Source organism: Limnospira sp. (assembly GCF_051859755.1).
GTDB lineage: Bacteria > Cyanobacteriota > Cyanobacteriia > Cyanobacteriales > Microcoleaceae > Limnospira > Limnospira fusiformis.
Map to the genome: position 1 here is coordinate 1 of NZ_JBIMLI010000038.1, position 14,938 is coordinate 14,938.

The following is a 14,938-nucleotide window of genomic DNA, read 5'->3' on the forward strand; positions in this document are numbered from 1 at the left end:
GTTAAGGCTTAAGCTGGTCAGCTACCTGAAAGCGGGGGGCACGAAGCCCCCGTGCTTCAGCCGGGGGTGCTGACTGACCCTTGAGACTGCCGCGATCAAAACTGATCAAAACTGATAGGTCTGATCAAATCCTTAAAATATGTCCCTAAACCCAGCCCATGACGAGAGGAAACCGGGAAAAATGCTATATTATAGATGCGATACTTTGTTTAGTCTCTATGTCTGTCCTGTGGTACAGGAGTCAGACGGACACTAAGGTTAAGTATCTAACACCCGTCTACCCACATTCTAGGCAAAACATAACACCAAGTCTATAAAACTTTGGTAAAATTTGCCGGAAGTTTGTAAAGATTCGGTAAAGGTGTGTGCTAACGGGAATTAATTCTCAAATTTTTCTAAGGTATCGATCGCCTTTTGGTATTTCTCGAAATTACCCAAATCCAGATATAGGTCTGCGGACTTCTGTAGGTCAAAGATAGCGCCTTGGCGATCGCCAATTTGGTAGCGACTGATGGCTCGGTTATAATAAGGTTCCGGGTCTGATGGGTTGATATCAATAGCTTTGTTATAGTCATCAATAGCCCTTTCACGATCGCCAATGCGATAGCGAGCATTCCCGCGCTTAAAATAGGGTGCTGGGTTTCTGGGGTTAAGGCGGATCGCCTCAGTAAAATCATTAATCCCGGTTTGATAATCTTTAAGATTTTCGGAATAAATTAATCCCCGCAGGTAGAAAGCCCGATCATGAGAGGGGTCGAGGCTGATCACCTGGGTAACATCATCAATAGCCGGCCAGTATTGTTGAACTTTGACACGGGCAATGGCACGATTATAGTAGGCATCAACATATTCAGGATTAATGCGGATAGCTTGGGTAAAATCAGCGATCGCCTCAGTCAAGTTATTGCCGATCCTAAACCTTACCACTCCCCGGTTATAGTAAGCGAGGGCATGGTTACGGTTGAGGCGAATAGCTTGGGTAAAATCAGCGATCGCCCCTTGTTTATCTCCCCGTTGGTAGCGTGCTACACCGCGCTCAAAAAACTCTGTAGCAGTGATTTGACTAACAACCTCTTGAGAAGACCGGGCTACCACAGAGGGGGGAACTGCCTGAGTTAAAACTATAGTTGTCAATACAACAACATACTTGCACAGGGCGATCGCATTAGTAGACATAAGAACTTTATTTCTGAAATCCTGATTAAGACCACCTCAACCTAGCAACATGATGGCATAAGTCCAGTGAAGTTGGCGCTTAATATTGTTACTAGGGGCTATCGGCACGCTAGGCTGTGGGATTTCACGCCTCACTATAGAACCGATAGCCTGAGCTGGTTTGGGCTTATCGGAAACCGACAGCAGCTTGCCACACAAAAGCCAACAGCAGGAAAAAGACGGGAATAACGGGCAAAATATCAACAACGGGGCTAAAAATCGAGTAGGCTTCTGGCAATTTTGCCAATAGCAGTGCTGCTTCCATGAATCAATTAACCTCTTACTAAAATATGGCTTACAGAATTTTAACAAATCTTTGCGACAATTCTCATTTTAGCGATGATTTGTCAGTTTATCGGGCTAGGGTTAGGATTGAACTTGCAAATATTGTGCGAACTCGTCAGTAAAGCGATCGCCCAAAATCGCGTCTCGGATACGGGTAGTAAACCTAATCAGTTCAGTAACATTATGAATACTCAGGAGAGTATAGGCTAAAAGTTCCTTAGCGCGTACCAGATGACTAATATAGGCGCGGCTAAAATTTTGGCAAGTGTAACAAGGACAAGATGGGTCGAGGGGGCGAAAGTCCTCTCTAAATTGGGCATTTTTCAAATTCCAGCGTTCTCCGGCCACCAAAGCCGCCCCATGGCGAGCCAAACGGGTAGGAATGACACAATCAAATAAATCTATACCAGATGCGATCGCCTGTGCCATTTCCCGGTAAGTTCCTATCCCCATCAAATATCTAGGCTTATGGTCTGGCAAAATGGGGGTAGTGACGCGAACCACCATTTCCATTAAATCGGTAGGTTCACCGACACTCACCCCTCCAATGGCATAACCTGGCAAATCAAATTCTACTAATTTTTTAGCTGCTGCCACCCGTAAATCTGGGTAAACTCCTCCTTGTACGATACCAAACAGGGCTGCCTCTGGTCGGTCATGAGCAGCTATGCAGCGTTCTAGCCATCTAACAGTGCGCGCGGTGGCTGCGACCACATCTTCCCTAGAAGCTGGATAAGGGGGACACTCATCAAAGGCCATAATCACATCAGCCCCCAATTGATTTTGTATCTCAATGGAGCGTTCTGGGGACAATTCAATAATTGCCCCATCGTGAGGCGATCGAAACCGTACTCCTGCTTCTGTCACCGTCCGCATTTCACTGAGACTAAAAACCTGAAAACCGCCTGAATCGGTCAATATCGGACCATTCCAGCCCATAAACTTATGTATTCCCCCCGCCGCCGCCACAATTTTCTCCCCTGGTTGTAGGTGCAAATGATAGGTATTGGATAGCACCATTTGAGCGCCCGTATCCAGGAGTTGAGCCGGGGTCAAAGTTTTGACATTAGCCAAGGTTCCCACTGGCATAAATCGGGGGGTTTCCACGATACCATGGGGAGTGACAAAAACTCCTGCCCTCGCGTGAGTGTGAGTGCAGCGAGTCTGTATTTGAAACGAAAATGATTGGGGCATGAAGTCTAACTACAAAACTGAGAAAATCAGATCAATTGATGACAATTAAAAGGGGCAATCATCATCATCAATGGGGGTATCCCAGTTATTTGATAGGACTTGATCCATGACTGCATCAAAGGCGGCGGCTTGTAAGTTCCTGGTCGCCTGGTCTTCTAAAGGATTAGACATAGGAACTAATCGCAGTAGTCGCCCATCTTGCACTAAGTCGAAATAGGTTTCATTATCGGAGGATTGTTTCAGTTCCAGATAATCAAAACTGTAAACATTCAAATACAAAGCATGGTTAGCAATGAGAGTAGCCTGCTGTTGATCCGCAAACACTTCCAGGATCTGACCTTCGCCTTGGCTTTTTACCTGGTTGTCTTGGATATGTATATAACGAACCCGACCGAGGTCAACCAGCAACTTCTGCATATCGCGCTTGTTAACAACGATTCCGGTATCGATAATACATGGAGCAGACACCCTGCAATTTAATTGATCGTAACTCATAGAGCAAAAGCCTCTAGTTTTATAGTTTCTCCTAAACCAAAATCGCCACCTGGCACCTTTACCTAGTTAAGCCGATAGTTATAAGGTCAGTTTCACGCAGAGAGTTTAGGACAATTTAGCACCCTAGGTATGACAGATTTTTTGCCTGAACCTTTGACCGTATAAGGCTTAACGAAGCAAGTTTTGAGAAAAACAGAGTAATTTTACTACTTCTATTGTCTCGCCACTTGCATTCTTCTCAAAAATCTACCCATAACCCGGTAGCTGAGATTATATTTCAGCCTGTCGGTGTTGGATATCTAACTTTATACACAATTGTAGCAAAGGTAGGACTGTGAAAGTCGATCTGATCAGATTTTCTTGATGTTTCTTGACTTTTGACTTTCCATAGCCAGGATGAACTATCTTGGCGGTATTAGAGTATATGTTTAGACCCCAACAGGTTTGATCTCAATTGTGGCACAACCTAAGAAATATTATAGAGCTATGGCAAAATTGAAGTTTAAGTTTTATGAGTTTTGAGACAGTCTGGCGATCGCTGATTAGGTATATGGTACAGCTACGAGCGGCTTTAGCTGCTGCTGTGGCTTTCTATACCTGCTTACCTATTCCTCCGTCTTGGACGTTAGAGTTTCGGGGAATTGCTAGACTCGCCCCGGTAATGGGGTTAATGATTGGGGGATTGTTAGGGCTGGCTGACATGGGTTTGCAGTTGCTAGGCTGTCCGGTCTTAACGCGCTCGGCTTTGGTGGTGGTAGGTTGGATTGGGATTACTGGGGGACTGCATTTAGATGGGGCGATGGATACTGCTGATGGGTTGGCTGCGGGTGACCCCCAGCGACGCTTAGAGGTGATGGCTGATAGTTTGACGGGAGCTTTTGGGGCGATCGCCGCCGTAGCTATTTTACTGCTGAAAACCGCCGCCCTCGCTGATTTAGACCGCACACGCTGGTTAATTTTGATGGGGGTGGCTGCTTGGGGACGCTGGGGACAGTTAGTAGCGATCGCTCGTTATCCTTATCTGAAGGCACAAGGAAAGGGAGCATTTCACAAAGATTTAACCTATTCGCCGTTAGATTTACTCCCTGGGGTTTTGCTACTTTCCGGGTTGAGTGGGTTACAGATTTGGTTAGAACCCGGACGCTGGCTGGTGGCTGTGGGTTTACTGCTTGGGGGAAGTGCGATCGCTATTCTGACCGGAACCTGGTTAAACTACCGTTTAGGTGGGCATACCGGAGACACCTATGGGGCTGTAGTTGAGTGGACAGAAGCCCTATTATTATGTTTACTGGTAGCCCTAGAGGGAGAATGACCAAGGGGGATTATTTTTTGGGTTCTACCCAAACTTTTATCCCCTCAACTCGTAAAGATTGCCCACGAGTACCACAATATTGACCATTACTACAAACGGGAACATCTCCCTTATTTTGAATATGGGCATTATAGAAAACATCATATTTCGGGGCTTCTGGTCCAGCCAGCTTAATCGCAAACCCTTCTATTTGGCGATTTTGTCCCGGTTCTCCCACCATTTGACCGTTGGAGGCTGTGGGACTATCACCAACTTGAGCAATATGAGCCATGTATTGTATATCCAAACCGGGAATGGGAGGATTAATCGCCATTTGGAAAGCCTCCAAGCGGCGACCTTGACCCTTAGTTCCAGCATATTCCCCGCCGCCAAAATCGCGATCGCCTAATCCCTGTAAATGCACTCTCACACGCAGCCCCACAGTTCCCGGTTTAACTTCCGGTTTCCCCGTAGGCTGACCGACAATGGCAGTATTGCCGAACACAATATTTTGGCCATCAATAGTTAAAGGTTGCGGGTTAATTTCCACACTGGGAACAATAATCACATCACTGGGGGCCTTCGTGGTGGTAGGTTCTTCTAGGATGACAATATCTGGGTTAGCCGTGGGACGTTCAACTGCTGTCACATTCAATGGCGGTTGAGTCGTAGTTGACCCCCCCGACTGACTGACAATTTTTCCTCTGGAAATAGCTACCCCCAAAGATTTACCAAAAGTATTGTCGAGAATTTCTGCCGATTTTGCCCACTGTTCATCATTGAGTTGGTCTCCGCTATTCACCAAGTTTAGTAGAATGTTGAGGGGGTGCTGTCCGGTCACCAATGCTTTTAGCTGTGGGTCTGATTTCAGATCAGCTTGGGAAATGTGCTGTTTGAGTTGTTGGGCTTGTTTGTGGGCTTGTTGTAGGGGTGCAAAGTCTTTCTGTTCGCTGTGGGTCAGCCGGAGAATTTGCTCTAGCAAGGATAAAACCTGCTGAGGAATGGCTCCCTCATCTGTAGCTGGGGCTACTTTTTGGTATAACTGCTGTAAATCTACCAGGGATCTCGCGACTACGGCGGTGGTTTGTCCCCGGTTTTGTAGTTTTTGTTGGAAATTGGCGAAATCACGGTTATAGTTAATCAACCCTTGCAGTAACTGCTCACTGATGGGAGTGCCTGAGTCTTTCAGGGCTTTTGCTGCTTGTTCTAATGCCTGTCCTAGTTTAGGGTAGCGATCGCCTAAACTGTTTAGATGTTGTTGTAGGTCGTCTGTTGCCATCATTTCCCCTCCATTACTGATCAGATCATCCCTCGGCTCATCATAAATTATGGCGATCCAGGCAGGCAAGAGGTTGGGGAAAACTCAACCCTGTACATACAACTAGACCTATAATCATGGATACCCGTGATCTGGCTCACCTAGTCAGTGGAGATTTAGATCAGATGCTGATCAGCCGCAAATCACAGGTAACACTATATCAGAATCACTGCCTTTATCTTGACAAAGAGGGATACTAAATATAGTTTAAACCCATTACAACTCCGTAATTTCACTATGCTGTGTATTCAAGATGTAGTCCAACAAGCGATCGCCACTGGTTATTTAACCTTGGAAGCTGAAAATCAACTCCGGTACATTCTCCAAAATTCTCAATATGATGCTATTGAACTCAATGCTTTTGCTAACTTGCAAGTAGCCGCCATGAGTGGACAGGTACGACAAGAATCTCGCGAAATTTTTTCATCTCAGTCTATGGCTGCTTCTCTTAACTAGAGGCAGTCTTAGCCAATTTCCCAATTCATTGAATCAACAGTGACTCGATAACTTAGTGACTGTACTATTTAGCTAAGTTAAACACTTGCCTTAGTCTCCATTGATGCTGCCCTTTTCAAGTTCATGTAGCCCCGTAATGAACGGATTATTTTGGCTGTCACCATGTAAGTTTTGCGTTAGTTAACTAACTGCCATTTTCTTTCTTGAAACCCTGAAAATTTACCCTTTGCCACTATCTGCTTGAGCGATCGCCATTTTTCAAAACTTCCATAAAATTGGATATTCGTTTTGCAGATGATCCGTAACTATACGCCCAATTTGGTCTATTTGGCTGACCTCTTCTGGGGAAAGTTGAATGTCGATAGTTTGCACATTTTGCTCAACCTGGCTGCTATTACGAGCCCCGACAATCGCGTTAGTTTGGGGTTGACAAATTAGCCATGCAAGTGCTAATTGTGCTACCGTACAGCGTTTGTCTGCTGCTATGGGGCGTAACTGATTAATTGCTTGTTGAACCCGGCTATAATGTTCTGGGTTTTGGATGAGTTTATTTTTGAGTCGATGATCTTCTGGATCAAACTGATGATTAACTCCGAATTTTCCGGTCAGAAGTCCCTGGGCTAGGGAAGAATAAGCGAGAATTGAGATTTTCTGTTCTACACAATAAGCCATGGTTTCCCGTTCCACATCTCGCCAAAATAGAGAATAGGGAGGCTGTATACTATCTATAGCCCCATATTGGCTGGCTTCTTCGAGTTGAGTTTTGGAGAAGTTTGAGACTCCAATGGCTCTAATTTTCCCCTGTTGTTTGAGCAAATTTAGGGCGGCCATGGTTTCGGAAATCGGCACAATTTCTGTATTAAACGAACCCGTTGGCCAGTGGATTTGATACAGGTCTATATAGTCGGTCTCCAGATTTTTTAAGGAGCGATCGCACGCTTCAATTACCTGGTCATATTGTAAATGGGTCGCAAATACCTTGCTGGCATAAATTAGGCGATCGCGTCTATCTGACAACGCCTCAGCTATCAGTTGTTCCGAGATACCATCACCATAGATTTCCGCAGTGTCAATGGTAGTAATTCCCAGGTCAACCGCCTGCTGCATAGCCTGGATTAAGTCGGCTTTTTCAATACCTTTCCACCAACGTTTATCAGCTTGCCAAGTCCCTAAAATAATCGGGGTGATTTCAATGTCCGATTTACCAAGTTTTCGTGTTTTCATTTTTCTCCTAGGCTGTTTTAGCTATTTTACTTGAACAATCAACCGTAATAGTACCAAAGAAAGCGATCGCCTTATAGCAATGGCTACTCAAGATTGATCCTTTGTCATCTCAAAGATAGATGCACCCTACCAGATAAGTAGCCAGCCCTCCCTATAAAAGTTCTCTCAAATCAGGATCATCCTCCAACTGAGGCAAGACCTTTTTAATATCCTGGGTGCGGTTCTTATCAACAATCAAAGTCACATTACCATCGCGAACAACCACCAAATCCTGAACCCCAATAGTAATAATCACCTCATTTTCATCACTCCCATACAGAATAGAATCTTGGGTATCGAGTCCCAAGTGACGGACTAATGCCACATTGCCATTTTGTTTCGGTAAAAGACGTTCTAAGGAATTCCAATCTCCCAGGTCATCCCAGCCAAAAGAGACTGGTAAAACACAGGCTTTCTGGGTTTTTTCCATCAGTGCATAGTCAATGCTGATTTTTTCAATGTTAGCATAAGCCTTGGCTCCTTCAGCTTCCAGGGCGGTAATCAAATCGGGGACATAGGCGCGTAATTCCTGAAGAACCACCCCAGCCCTAAATATAAAAATTCCCGCATTCCAACTAAACCGACCAGTAGCCAAAAATTGATCAGCCCTTTCTTGATCAGGTTTTTCCGTAAACTGGGCTACCTGATAAGCAGTGAAATCGCCAAAAGTGCCAATTTTTTCGCCCTGTTCAATGTAACCGTAACCTGTAGCCGGATATTGAGGTTGTAACCCCAGGGTGACAATTAGATCCTGACTGATAGCTAAATTTTCCGCTGATTTAATCGCCTCGTGGAAAATATCCGGTTTTCCAATCCAATGATCAGCCGGGAAAAAGCCAATCACGGTATCTTCCCCATAGCGACGGACAACTTCAATGACGGTCCAGGCGACGGCGGGGGCGGTATCTCGTCCTTGGGGTTCGGCTAAAATATTTGCGGGTGGGATATCGGGTAACTGTTGCTGAACTCCATTTTCTAGGAGTGCGGAGGTAATCACCCACAAACCCGGACCACCTTTACTCAAGGGTAGCAAGCGTTCTGCTGTGCTTTGTAATAAACTTTGACCAGTACCGTCTAAACTGAGAAATTGTTTGGGTCGGATACGACGACTCAGAGGCCAGAACCTCTCACCTTTACCACCTGCGAGAATAACGGGTATCATGCGATTTAAAGTTTTGAGCTTCAGTTGACTTCATGTTCAAGATTAAAGGATATTGGCGATTTTATGAGTTATCCCACCACCAACCAAAGACAACCTAAAGTCCTGCGGGTAATATTTTTGAGTTTTATTGCACTGATCATTACTAGCGCTTCGGCGACTTTGGGGGCGCTAACGGCTTTGCTGTCTCCATTGAAACCGGAACAGCCACAAAGTGCATCGATGGTTCTCAATTCATTATGGCGCGATCGCTTTCGGTTTCGTCTGTCCCGACCTGTGAATATTTTGGTCATGGGGATAGATCCCCCCCTACCACACGAGGAACAAGATGGGAAAGTTTTTGGGGGTCGCAGTGATAGCATGATCTTGGTTAATTTTAATCCGAGCGATCGCCATCTGAATTTGCTATCAATTCCCCGTGATACCGAGGTTTTTATCCCTGGTATGGGTGTGGGTAAGATTAACGAGGCTAACTATTGGGGCGGCGCTTCCTTGGCTACGGAGGTGGTAGCTGATACCCTTAATCAGGTGCAGATTAACCGCTATGTCCGAGTTAGCACTGGCGCTTTTAAGGAGTTGGTGAATTTGTTGGGGGGGGTGGAGGTGTTTGTTCCCTATCCGATGTCCTATCGGGATAATACCCAACAGTTGGAGATTGATTTATCTCCGGGATGGCAAACTATTGATGGTGATCAGGCTGATCATTTTGCTCGCTTCCGTAGTGATGCTTATGGAGATATTGGCAGGATTCAACGCCAACAGGCTTTAATGGAGGCTATTCGAGAACGTTTACAGAGTCCTGATGTATTGCCACGTATTCCTCAGATTATTCGGGTGATGTTGAAGTATGTTGATACTAATTTGGATTTTGAGGAGATGCTGACTCTGGTTAAGTTTGGGTTGAATTTGGAACCGCAACAGGTGCGAATGGTGATGTTACCTGGGCGAGACATGGGCGGATATACGAGTTATTGGGTGGTTGATGACGCGGCACGCGATCGCATTATGGCTCAATATTTTCGGGTTGATTCTACCGGGTTTGTCTTACCTGGACCATTACAGCGATCGGGTTATCAGGAATTGTCTAAACGTACTAAAATTGCCGTACAAAATGCCTCTGGAAACCCACAAGCAGCCGAAAGAGTCGCGGATTATTTGTTTAAGCAGGGCTTTAATAATGTTTATGTTGTGCCGGGGTTGCCTTATACTATGCGATCGACTCAGATTATTGTCCAGGGGGGAGATTTAGCTAGTGCTGAAATGTTGCAAGAATATATCGGTTTTGGTACGGTTAGGGCTTCTTCTACTGGTGCAATTAATTCGGATTTGACCATCCGGGTTGGTGACGATTGGCAACAAAGATTTTAAGCAGACATACCATAAATCTGCTTTTTTGTCAAGTGTTTAGTCAGGTTTATTGGGGTGGGAAAGGATAGGCAACCAGAGAAGGTTGCCCCTACTGACCCACTTAATTAATACCGTGATATGGCTTCTTCTGGTGAAATATTGCCGTAAATAATCGACATAATACCAGGGAGAAATTTATCCATTGTCGAAACATTGGTATAAATCAAATGCTTAATTAAAGCGGGAGTTAAGCGATCGCCTGCTACATCTAAACTGGTTTTGTAGCGAATTTCCCCATCATAGAAATTCATCTCGAAATTACCAATCACCATGCCATAATTAGCCCGGGTGACAAAATCCGAGATATTTTGGCGTTTATAGTCTGGTACTTTCACCGGAAAAATCGAGTAAACCGTGATTTGTTTTTCCTCTTCCCGGGCGATCGCATAGCAATCAAAACGACCATTTTTGCCCTCAATTCCCAAAGCCACGACTCGGCGATGTTCGATTTCTTTATAAACCCAACCATCCTCATTAAAGAACTCGATTAAGATATCGAACAAGGGCAGGTTAAAAAAGCGATCGTCTGTATATGTGGATGCTTGTTGATTTTGTTCAGACACGACCATTAGTGTTTAAATCTCCTCAATCAAGTAAGTTTTTGGTGAGCATTATTATGCCATCTTGTTCTCTGGTGTCAAGCCATTAGAGTCTATCCGATTTGATTTTTGGTCGAGATAAGCCATATTGCAAACCTCATAGTAAACAGGCGACCACCAACCCACCTGACTATAGGTTGATCTATTGAGTTTATCCCCGGAAATCCCCACAATTTTTTTGCGGACTCCCCGGAAACCTAGCGGATTTTTATCAATTTGTTTGCCTTCAATTTCTAGTAGGCTACCAATTTCATCTATACCCACACGACGGGAAACCCAACCCAAACAACGCTGTAGGACCTGACGAATTTCCTCCCGTTCTTTAGACTCGTATTTAACCACAATTTTTTGATCACCACTTCCCTGGCTGACGGTTAAGCGATAACAGCCTTCTGGACGATATTCAGGATACCATCCTAACTGCAATAGATAGCCGTCACCCACTGTCACCCAGTCTGTTCCGTTGAACTCAATTGGTTTAGCGGATAGCAAATTTTCATTAAAAAACTCACCATTGATAATGTAGCCATGTTCGATCACTGGGTCTACATCACCAAAAGAATTGTGCAGAATTGCCCAACCACTAGGGATATGCAAAGGTACAAGTTGTACAGACATAAATTGCGATAGCGTGAACTGTAGGGGCGGGTGCTAGATATGCCATTGGAAAAACCAGTCAACTCACGGAACCCGCCCCCGGAACGTCTGAAAAATACCCCTAATCAATAGCACGTTTTTCCTGTGGTAGCAAGGAAGTCTAAGGACACGCGCCCCTAAACTCCCCACTGGTGATAGTTGGCGACTGATAAGATGTCCCAGGTCTGGAGATGATCAGCCTGTGTTACGCATTCCGGCGGCGATACCGTTGATGGTTAATAAAGCACCGCGCAACAATTCCCCTTTGCTATATCTCGAATGAATTACGCCGGGAGTAGCAGAAGTTCCATGATGACGCAGGCGCTGGAGTAAAGACACTTGCAATAAACCGAGAGGAATAATTGTGCCATTACGCAGTCGCACTGAGCGCTGAAGTACGGGATCATTATCTAGTAACTGTTGCTGTCCGGTAATTTCCAGAACCATTTGACGGGTCAGATTAAACTCTTTGGCTATGCGCTCAAATAAATCCTCAAAGCGATCGCGATCTTTAGGATGACTCAACTCCCGCACATAGTGATGAGCCATTTCTAGGTCAACTTTAGCCAGGGTCATTTCTACCTTGGAGAGGGTAGTGCGGAAAAATGGCCATTTAATGTAAAAGTAACGGAGCAGTTTGATATTTTCCTGGGGTTCTTCTTGAATAAACTGCTCTATGGCTGTACCGACCCCATACCAAGAGGGTAGCAAAAAGCGGCTCTGAGTCCAACTAAACACCCAAGGAATGGCTCGTAAACCGGAAATATCTTTTTTCTTGTCACTTTGGCGACGAGCGGGCCGGGAGCTAATTTGCAATTGGCTAATTTCCTGAATGGGTGTTACCTGCTCAAAGAAATCAACTAGGTCCGGCTGTTCATAAATCAAAGCTCGATAACACGATCGCGATCGCACAGATAACTCTTCCATAATTTGATTCCAGGGTTCAATTTCATCAAACCCGGTATGGAGTAAACTGGCTTGAATCACGGCTGTGGCTACACTCTCCAAATTATACAGAGCCAGTTGAGACAAAGAATATTTGGAGGCGAGAACCTCTCCCTGTTCGGTAATCTTAATGCGGCCATTAATACTTTTACCGGGTTGAGCCAAAATGGCTTTGTAAGCCGGTCCGCCGCCGCGTCCCACAGAGCCACCGCGACCGTGGAAGATGCGAATACTGACATAGTAAGATTCCGCCAAGGTTTGTAGGGCTTTCTGGGCTTTGTGAATTTCCCAGTTGCTACTGAGGAACCCCGAATCTTTATTGCTGTCGGAGTAACCTAACATAATCTCCTGTAGAGAGGCGTTCATATCTTGGCTGACCTGCTGATATTTTTGGTAGCCACCCGCAAGCAGTGCGCGATATAGGGGTAACTCAAACAGGTCTTTCATTACTGAGGGAGCTTTTTTAAGATCCTCTACCGTTTCAAACAGGGGTACTACCTGCAAATTACCAATTCCTGTCGCCGGATCATACAGTCCAGCTTCCTTGGCTAACAACAGCACCTCTAGCAGGTCACTAACATCATGACTCATGCTGATAATATAGGTCTGGCAAATTTCTTGACCAAATTCCTGCTGTAATTCTCGCATGACCCGGAAAGTGTTAATGGTTTCACAGGTTTTTTGGGAAAAGGGTAACTCGGCGGGAATTAGGGGGCGGCGGGTTTGCAATTCTGTGATTAGCCACAGGGTGCGCTCGGCTTCGGTGAGGTCATCGTAGGGCCTGGCTAGTAGTTGCAGATAGTCTACAATTTCATTTAAGGCTGTACTATGTACGGAGGATTCCTGCCGCATATCCATCCGCGCTAGATAAAAGCCGTAAATTTCTACCTGACAGATGAGGTTCTCTAAATCTCGGCATTGGATACCTGTGGCTAGTAGGTTCCGCTCGATTAGCTTTAATTCCTTCAGAAATTCCGAGCCTGAATTGTACAGACTTCCGGCGTTTTCTTTGGTGACAATGCGCTCGCGTTCCCTTTCTACTTCGTTACTGGTAGAAAGTCTCTGATTGCGATCGCGGGTATTTTGTAGGCGCTTGTGTATGTAGCATAGTTTGAGCCGATAGGGTTCTTGGCGATAGCGGATGGCTACCTGATCATAAACTTCTGGAAGTTGTACCTGATCGCGATCTAGAGATTCGAGTAATTCTGGTAAAATGTCACTCCAATGCAGAGATAGGCTCAACAGTTGACTTAGATGATCAACAGCCTGAATGTATTTGTCTATAATCATACCCCGTTGATAACAGGCTGTTTTCCAGGTGACTTCTGGGGTGACTGACGGGTTACCATCGCGATCGGCTCCCACCCAAGACCCAAATTTACAAAAATCGTAGTTGGGTGGTTTCAGGTGCGGAAAACACGGGTGTAGGGTTTGTTTAATCCTTTGGTACAGTTGGGGAATTACATCAAATAAGATTTCCTGGAAATAGTGCAAACTATATTCGACTTCATCCAAAACTGTGGGCTTAAACTGGTGCAGTTCATCAGTACGCCACCACAGCCTTATTTCTTCGGTTAGTTGTTCTTGTAGTTCACCTGTCCAAGTTTTTACTAACCCGGTGGCTTCGGGATCTTTATTGTCTACTTTGCCATAACTTTCGTCTACTGTATCTAGTTGCTGGAGAATTTTGGCGATCCTCCTCTGTTTGGTGCGGATTGTATGGCGTACAATTTCTGTGGGGTGAGCTGTGAATACTAACCTAATATCGAGTTGATTTAGTAGCCGCTGAATCACCTGGGAGGGGACGTTTAGCCTTTGCAGCATCGGAAATAGGTTATGGAATGTGGCTAAATCGCGATCATTTTGGCGTTGGCTAGTTTGATTTAATAGCTCCACTGGTGTTTCTTCGGCTGTGGAAAAGCGCTGATGACGAGTTTCAAAAATGGAGCGATTCGACTTGTCGGCGGGACTCTCTGGTGCTCCTTGTTGTTTGATCTGAGCATAGGCTAACTCTTGCTCGCGCTGCTCATAATGTTGCTCGACTATGTTGATCAGTTGAAAATACAAGGCAAATGCTCGCGCTGCTCTAATGGCTGCATTGATATCAAGCTCTTTGATAATTTGCCAGACATTGGCTTGTAAATCCGGCGATGCTTGTCCTTCTGGTGAGGTCATCGATCGCATCTGTAGAAGTAAATCTACCAATTGCTCTCCGCACTCCTGACGTAGGACACTTTCCCATAAATCTTCGACAATTTTTAGGCGATTCCTTAACAACAGTTCAGAAGCTCCTGCAGTGACGTTAGATGACACTACTGCGCTAGGGATTGGTTCTGAGGATTGGACCAGTGAACTCATAGGGCCTGTTCCGTAGTTAGCAAGAATATCTTAAACATTATACTTGCCCGGTAGACATTCGGTGAAATATCTCCCCAGAAATTTCTAAGAAACTCCCATCATCACACTATCAAATTTTCGATGATTGTATCTAATTTATCAATTAAATTAGCCCCGGTTGTGCTATAATCAGTGAGAGGCATTTTGGGGACATATTGCCAGATATATTTACCCCAGGTAATCGGCTTTCCCCCTAGGGTAAATATCCCCTCCCATCAGCCCTTATTCATCAATTCGGGCTGCTGAATTTATTACCTGTATTTGGTGAGTAATTATGG

General features: G+C 45.1%; 13 protein-coding genes. 3 read left to right on the forward strand and 10 right to left on the reverse strand.

The features are described 5' to 3' along the window. Positions 1–378 precede the first annotated feature (378 nt). The 4 genes from ACTIE0_RS09140 to ACTIE0_RS09155 form a co-directional block, all read right to left on the reverse strand. On the reverse strand, positions 379–1,176 hold the full coding sequence (locus tag ACTIE0_RS09140; RefSeq protein ID WP_006670747.1) for a tetratricopeptide repeat protein: 798 nt from the start codon (positions 1,174–1,176) through the stop codon (positions 379–381). 166 nt (positions 1,177–1,342) lie between these two features. Then, the gene (locus ACTIE0_RS09145; RefSeq protein WP_006617292.1) at positions 1,343–1,480 is read right to left on the reverse strand and encodes a photosystem II reaction center protein K; all 138 of its coding nucleotides are present in this window, start codon (positions 1,478–1,480) and stop codon (positions 1,343–1,345) included. A 101-nt stretch (positions 1,481–1,581) separates the two neighbouring features. After that, the gene (gene tgt / locus ACTIE0_RS09150) at positions 1,582–2,694 is read right to left on the reverse strand and encodes a tRNA guanosine(34) transglycosylase Tgt (protein WP_006670746.1); all 1,113 of its coding nucleotides are present in this window, start codon (positions 2,692–2,694) and stop codon (positions 1,582–1,584) included. Between the two features lie 45 nt (positions 2,695–2,739). Continuing rightward, on the reverse strand, positions 2,740–3,189 hold the full coding sequence (locus ACTIE0_RS09155; protein WP_006621994.1) for a hypothetical protein: 450 nt from the start codon (positions 3,187–3,189) through the stop codon (positions 2,740–2,742). A gap of 511 nt (positions 3,190–3,700) precedes the next feature. Here ACTIE0_RS09155 and cobS point away from each other — a divergent pair. Further along, positions 3,701–4,501, forward strand: a complete 801-nt coding sequence (gene cobS, locus ACTIE0_RS09160) for an adenosylcobinamide-GDP ribazoletransferase (protein WP_039933948.1) — start codon at positions 3,701–3,703, stop codon at positions 4,499–4,501. Between the two features lie 10 nt (positions 4,502–4,511). Here the strand turns inward: cobS and ACTIE0_RS09165 are convergent, their stop codons facing one another. Next, entirely contained in the window at positions 4,512–5,828 is a 1,317-nt protein-coding gene (locus ACTIE0_RS09165) for a hydrogenase (protein ID WP_235720296.1), read from the reverse strand. Positions 5,829–6,035: 207 nt separating this feature from the next. Between ACTIE0_RS09165 and ACTIE0_RS09170 the strand changes: the two genes are divergently transcribed. Then, positions 6,036–6,254, forward strand: coding sequence for a hypothetical protein (locus ACTIE0_RS09170; protein ID WP_006621997.1), 219 nt, complete (start codon positions 6,036–6,038; stop codon positions 6,252–6,254). 258 nt (positions 6,255–6,512) lie between these two features. On the opposite strand, the gene ACTIE0_RS09175 is transcribed toward ACTIE0_RS09170, so the two are convergent. After that, positions 6,513–7,478 carry an aldo/keto reductase gene (locus ACTIE0_RS09175; RefSeq protein ID WP_006621998.1) on the reverse strand — a complete coding sequence of 322 codons (966 nt, stop codon included), beginning with the start codon at positions 7,476–7,478 and terminating at the stop codon, positions 6,513–6,515. 151 nt (positions 7,479–7,629) lie between these two features. After that, positions 7,630–8,679: a mannose-1-phosphate guanylyltransferase gene (locus ACTIE0_RS09180; protein ID WP_006621999.1), complete on the reverse strand. Its 1,050-nt coding sequence runs from the start codon at positions 8,677–8,679 to the stop codon at positions 7,630–7,632. A 63-nt stretch (positions 8,680–8,742) separates the two neighbouring features. On the opposite strand from ACTIE0_RS09180, the gene ACTIE0_RS09185 reads away from it, so the two are divergent. After that, a complete protein-coding gene (locus ACTIE0_RS09185; protein WP_006622000.1) occupies positions 8,743–10,044 on the forward strand; it encodes an LCP family protein in 1,302 nt (433 codons plus the stop codon). Positions 10,045–10,148: 104 nt separating this feature from the next. Here ACTIE0_RS09185 and ACTIE0_RS09190 read toward each other — a convergent pair whose 3' ends face one another. From ACTIE0_RS09190 to ppc, 3 genes are all read right to left on the reverse strand, one after another. Continuing rightward, positions 10,149–10,652: a type III secretion system chaperone family protein gene (locus ACTIE0_RS09190; protein WP_006622001.1), complete on the reverse strand. Its 504-nt coding sequence runs from the start codon at positions 10,650–10,652 to the stop codon at positions 10,149–10,151. Between the two features lie 45 nt (positions 10,653–10,697). Beyond that, entirely contained in the window at positions 10,698–11,300 is a 603-nt protein-coding gene (locus ACTIE0_RS09195; protein ID WP_006622002.1) for a hypothetical protein, read from the reverse strand. A gap of 213 nt (positions 11,301–11,513) precedes the next feature. Further along, on the reverse strand, positions 11,514–14,621 hold the full coding sequence (ppc, locus tag ACTIE0_RS09200; RefSeq protein ID WP_006670891.1) for a phosphoenolpyruvate carboxylase: 3,108 nt from the start codon (positions 14,619–14,621) through the stop codon (positions 11,514–11,516). Positions 14,622–14,938 lie beyond the last annotated feature (317 nt).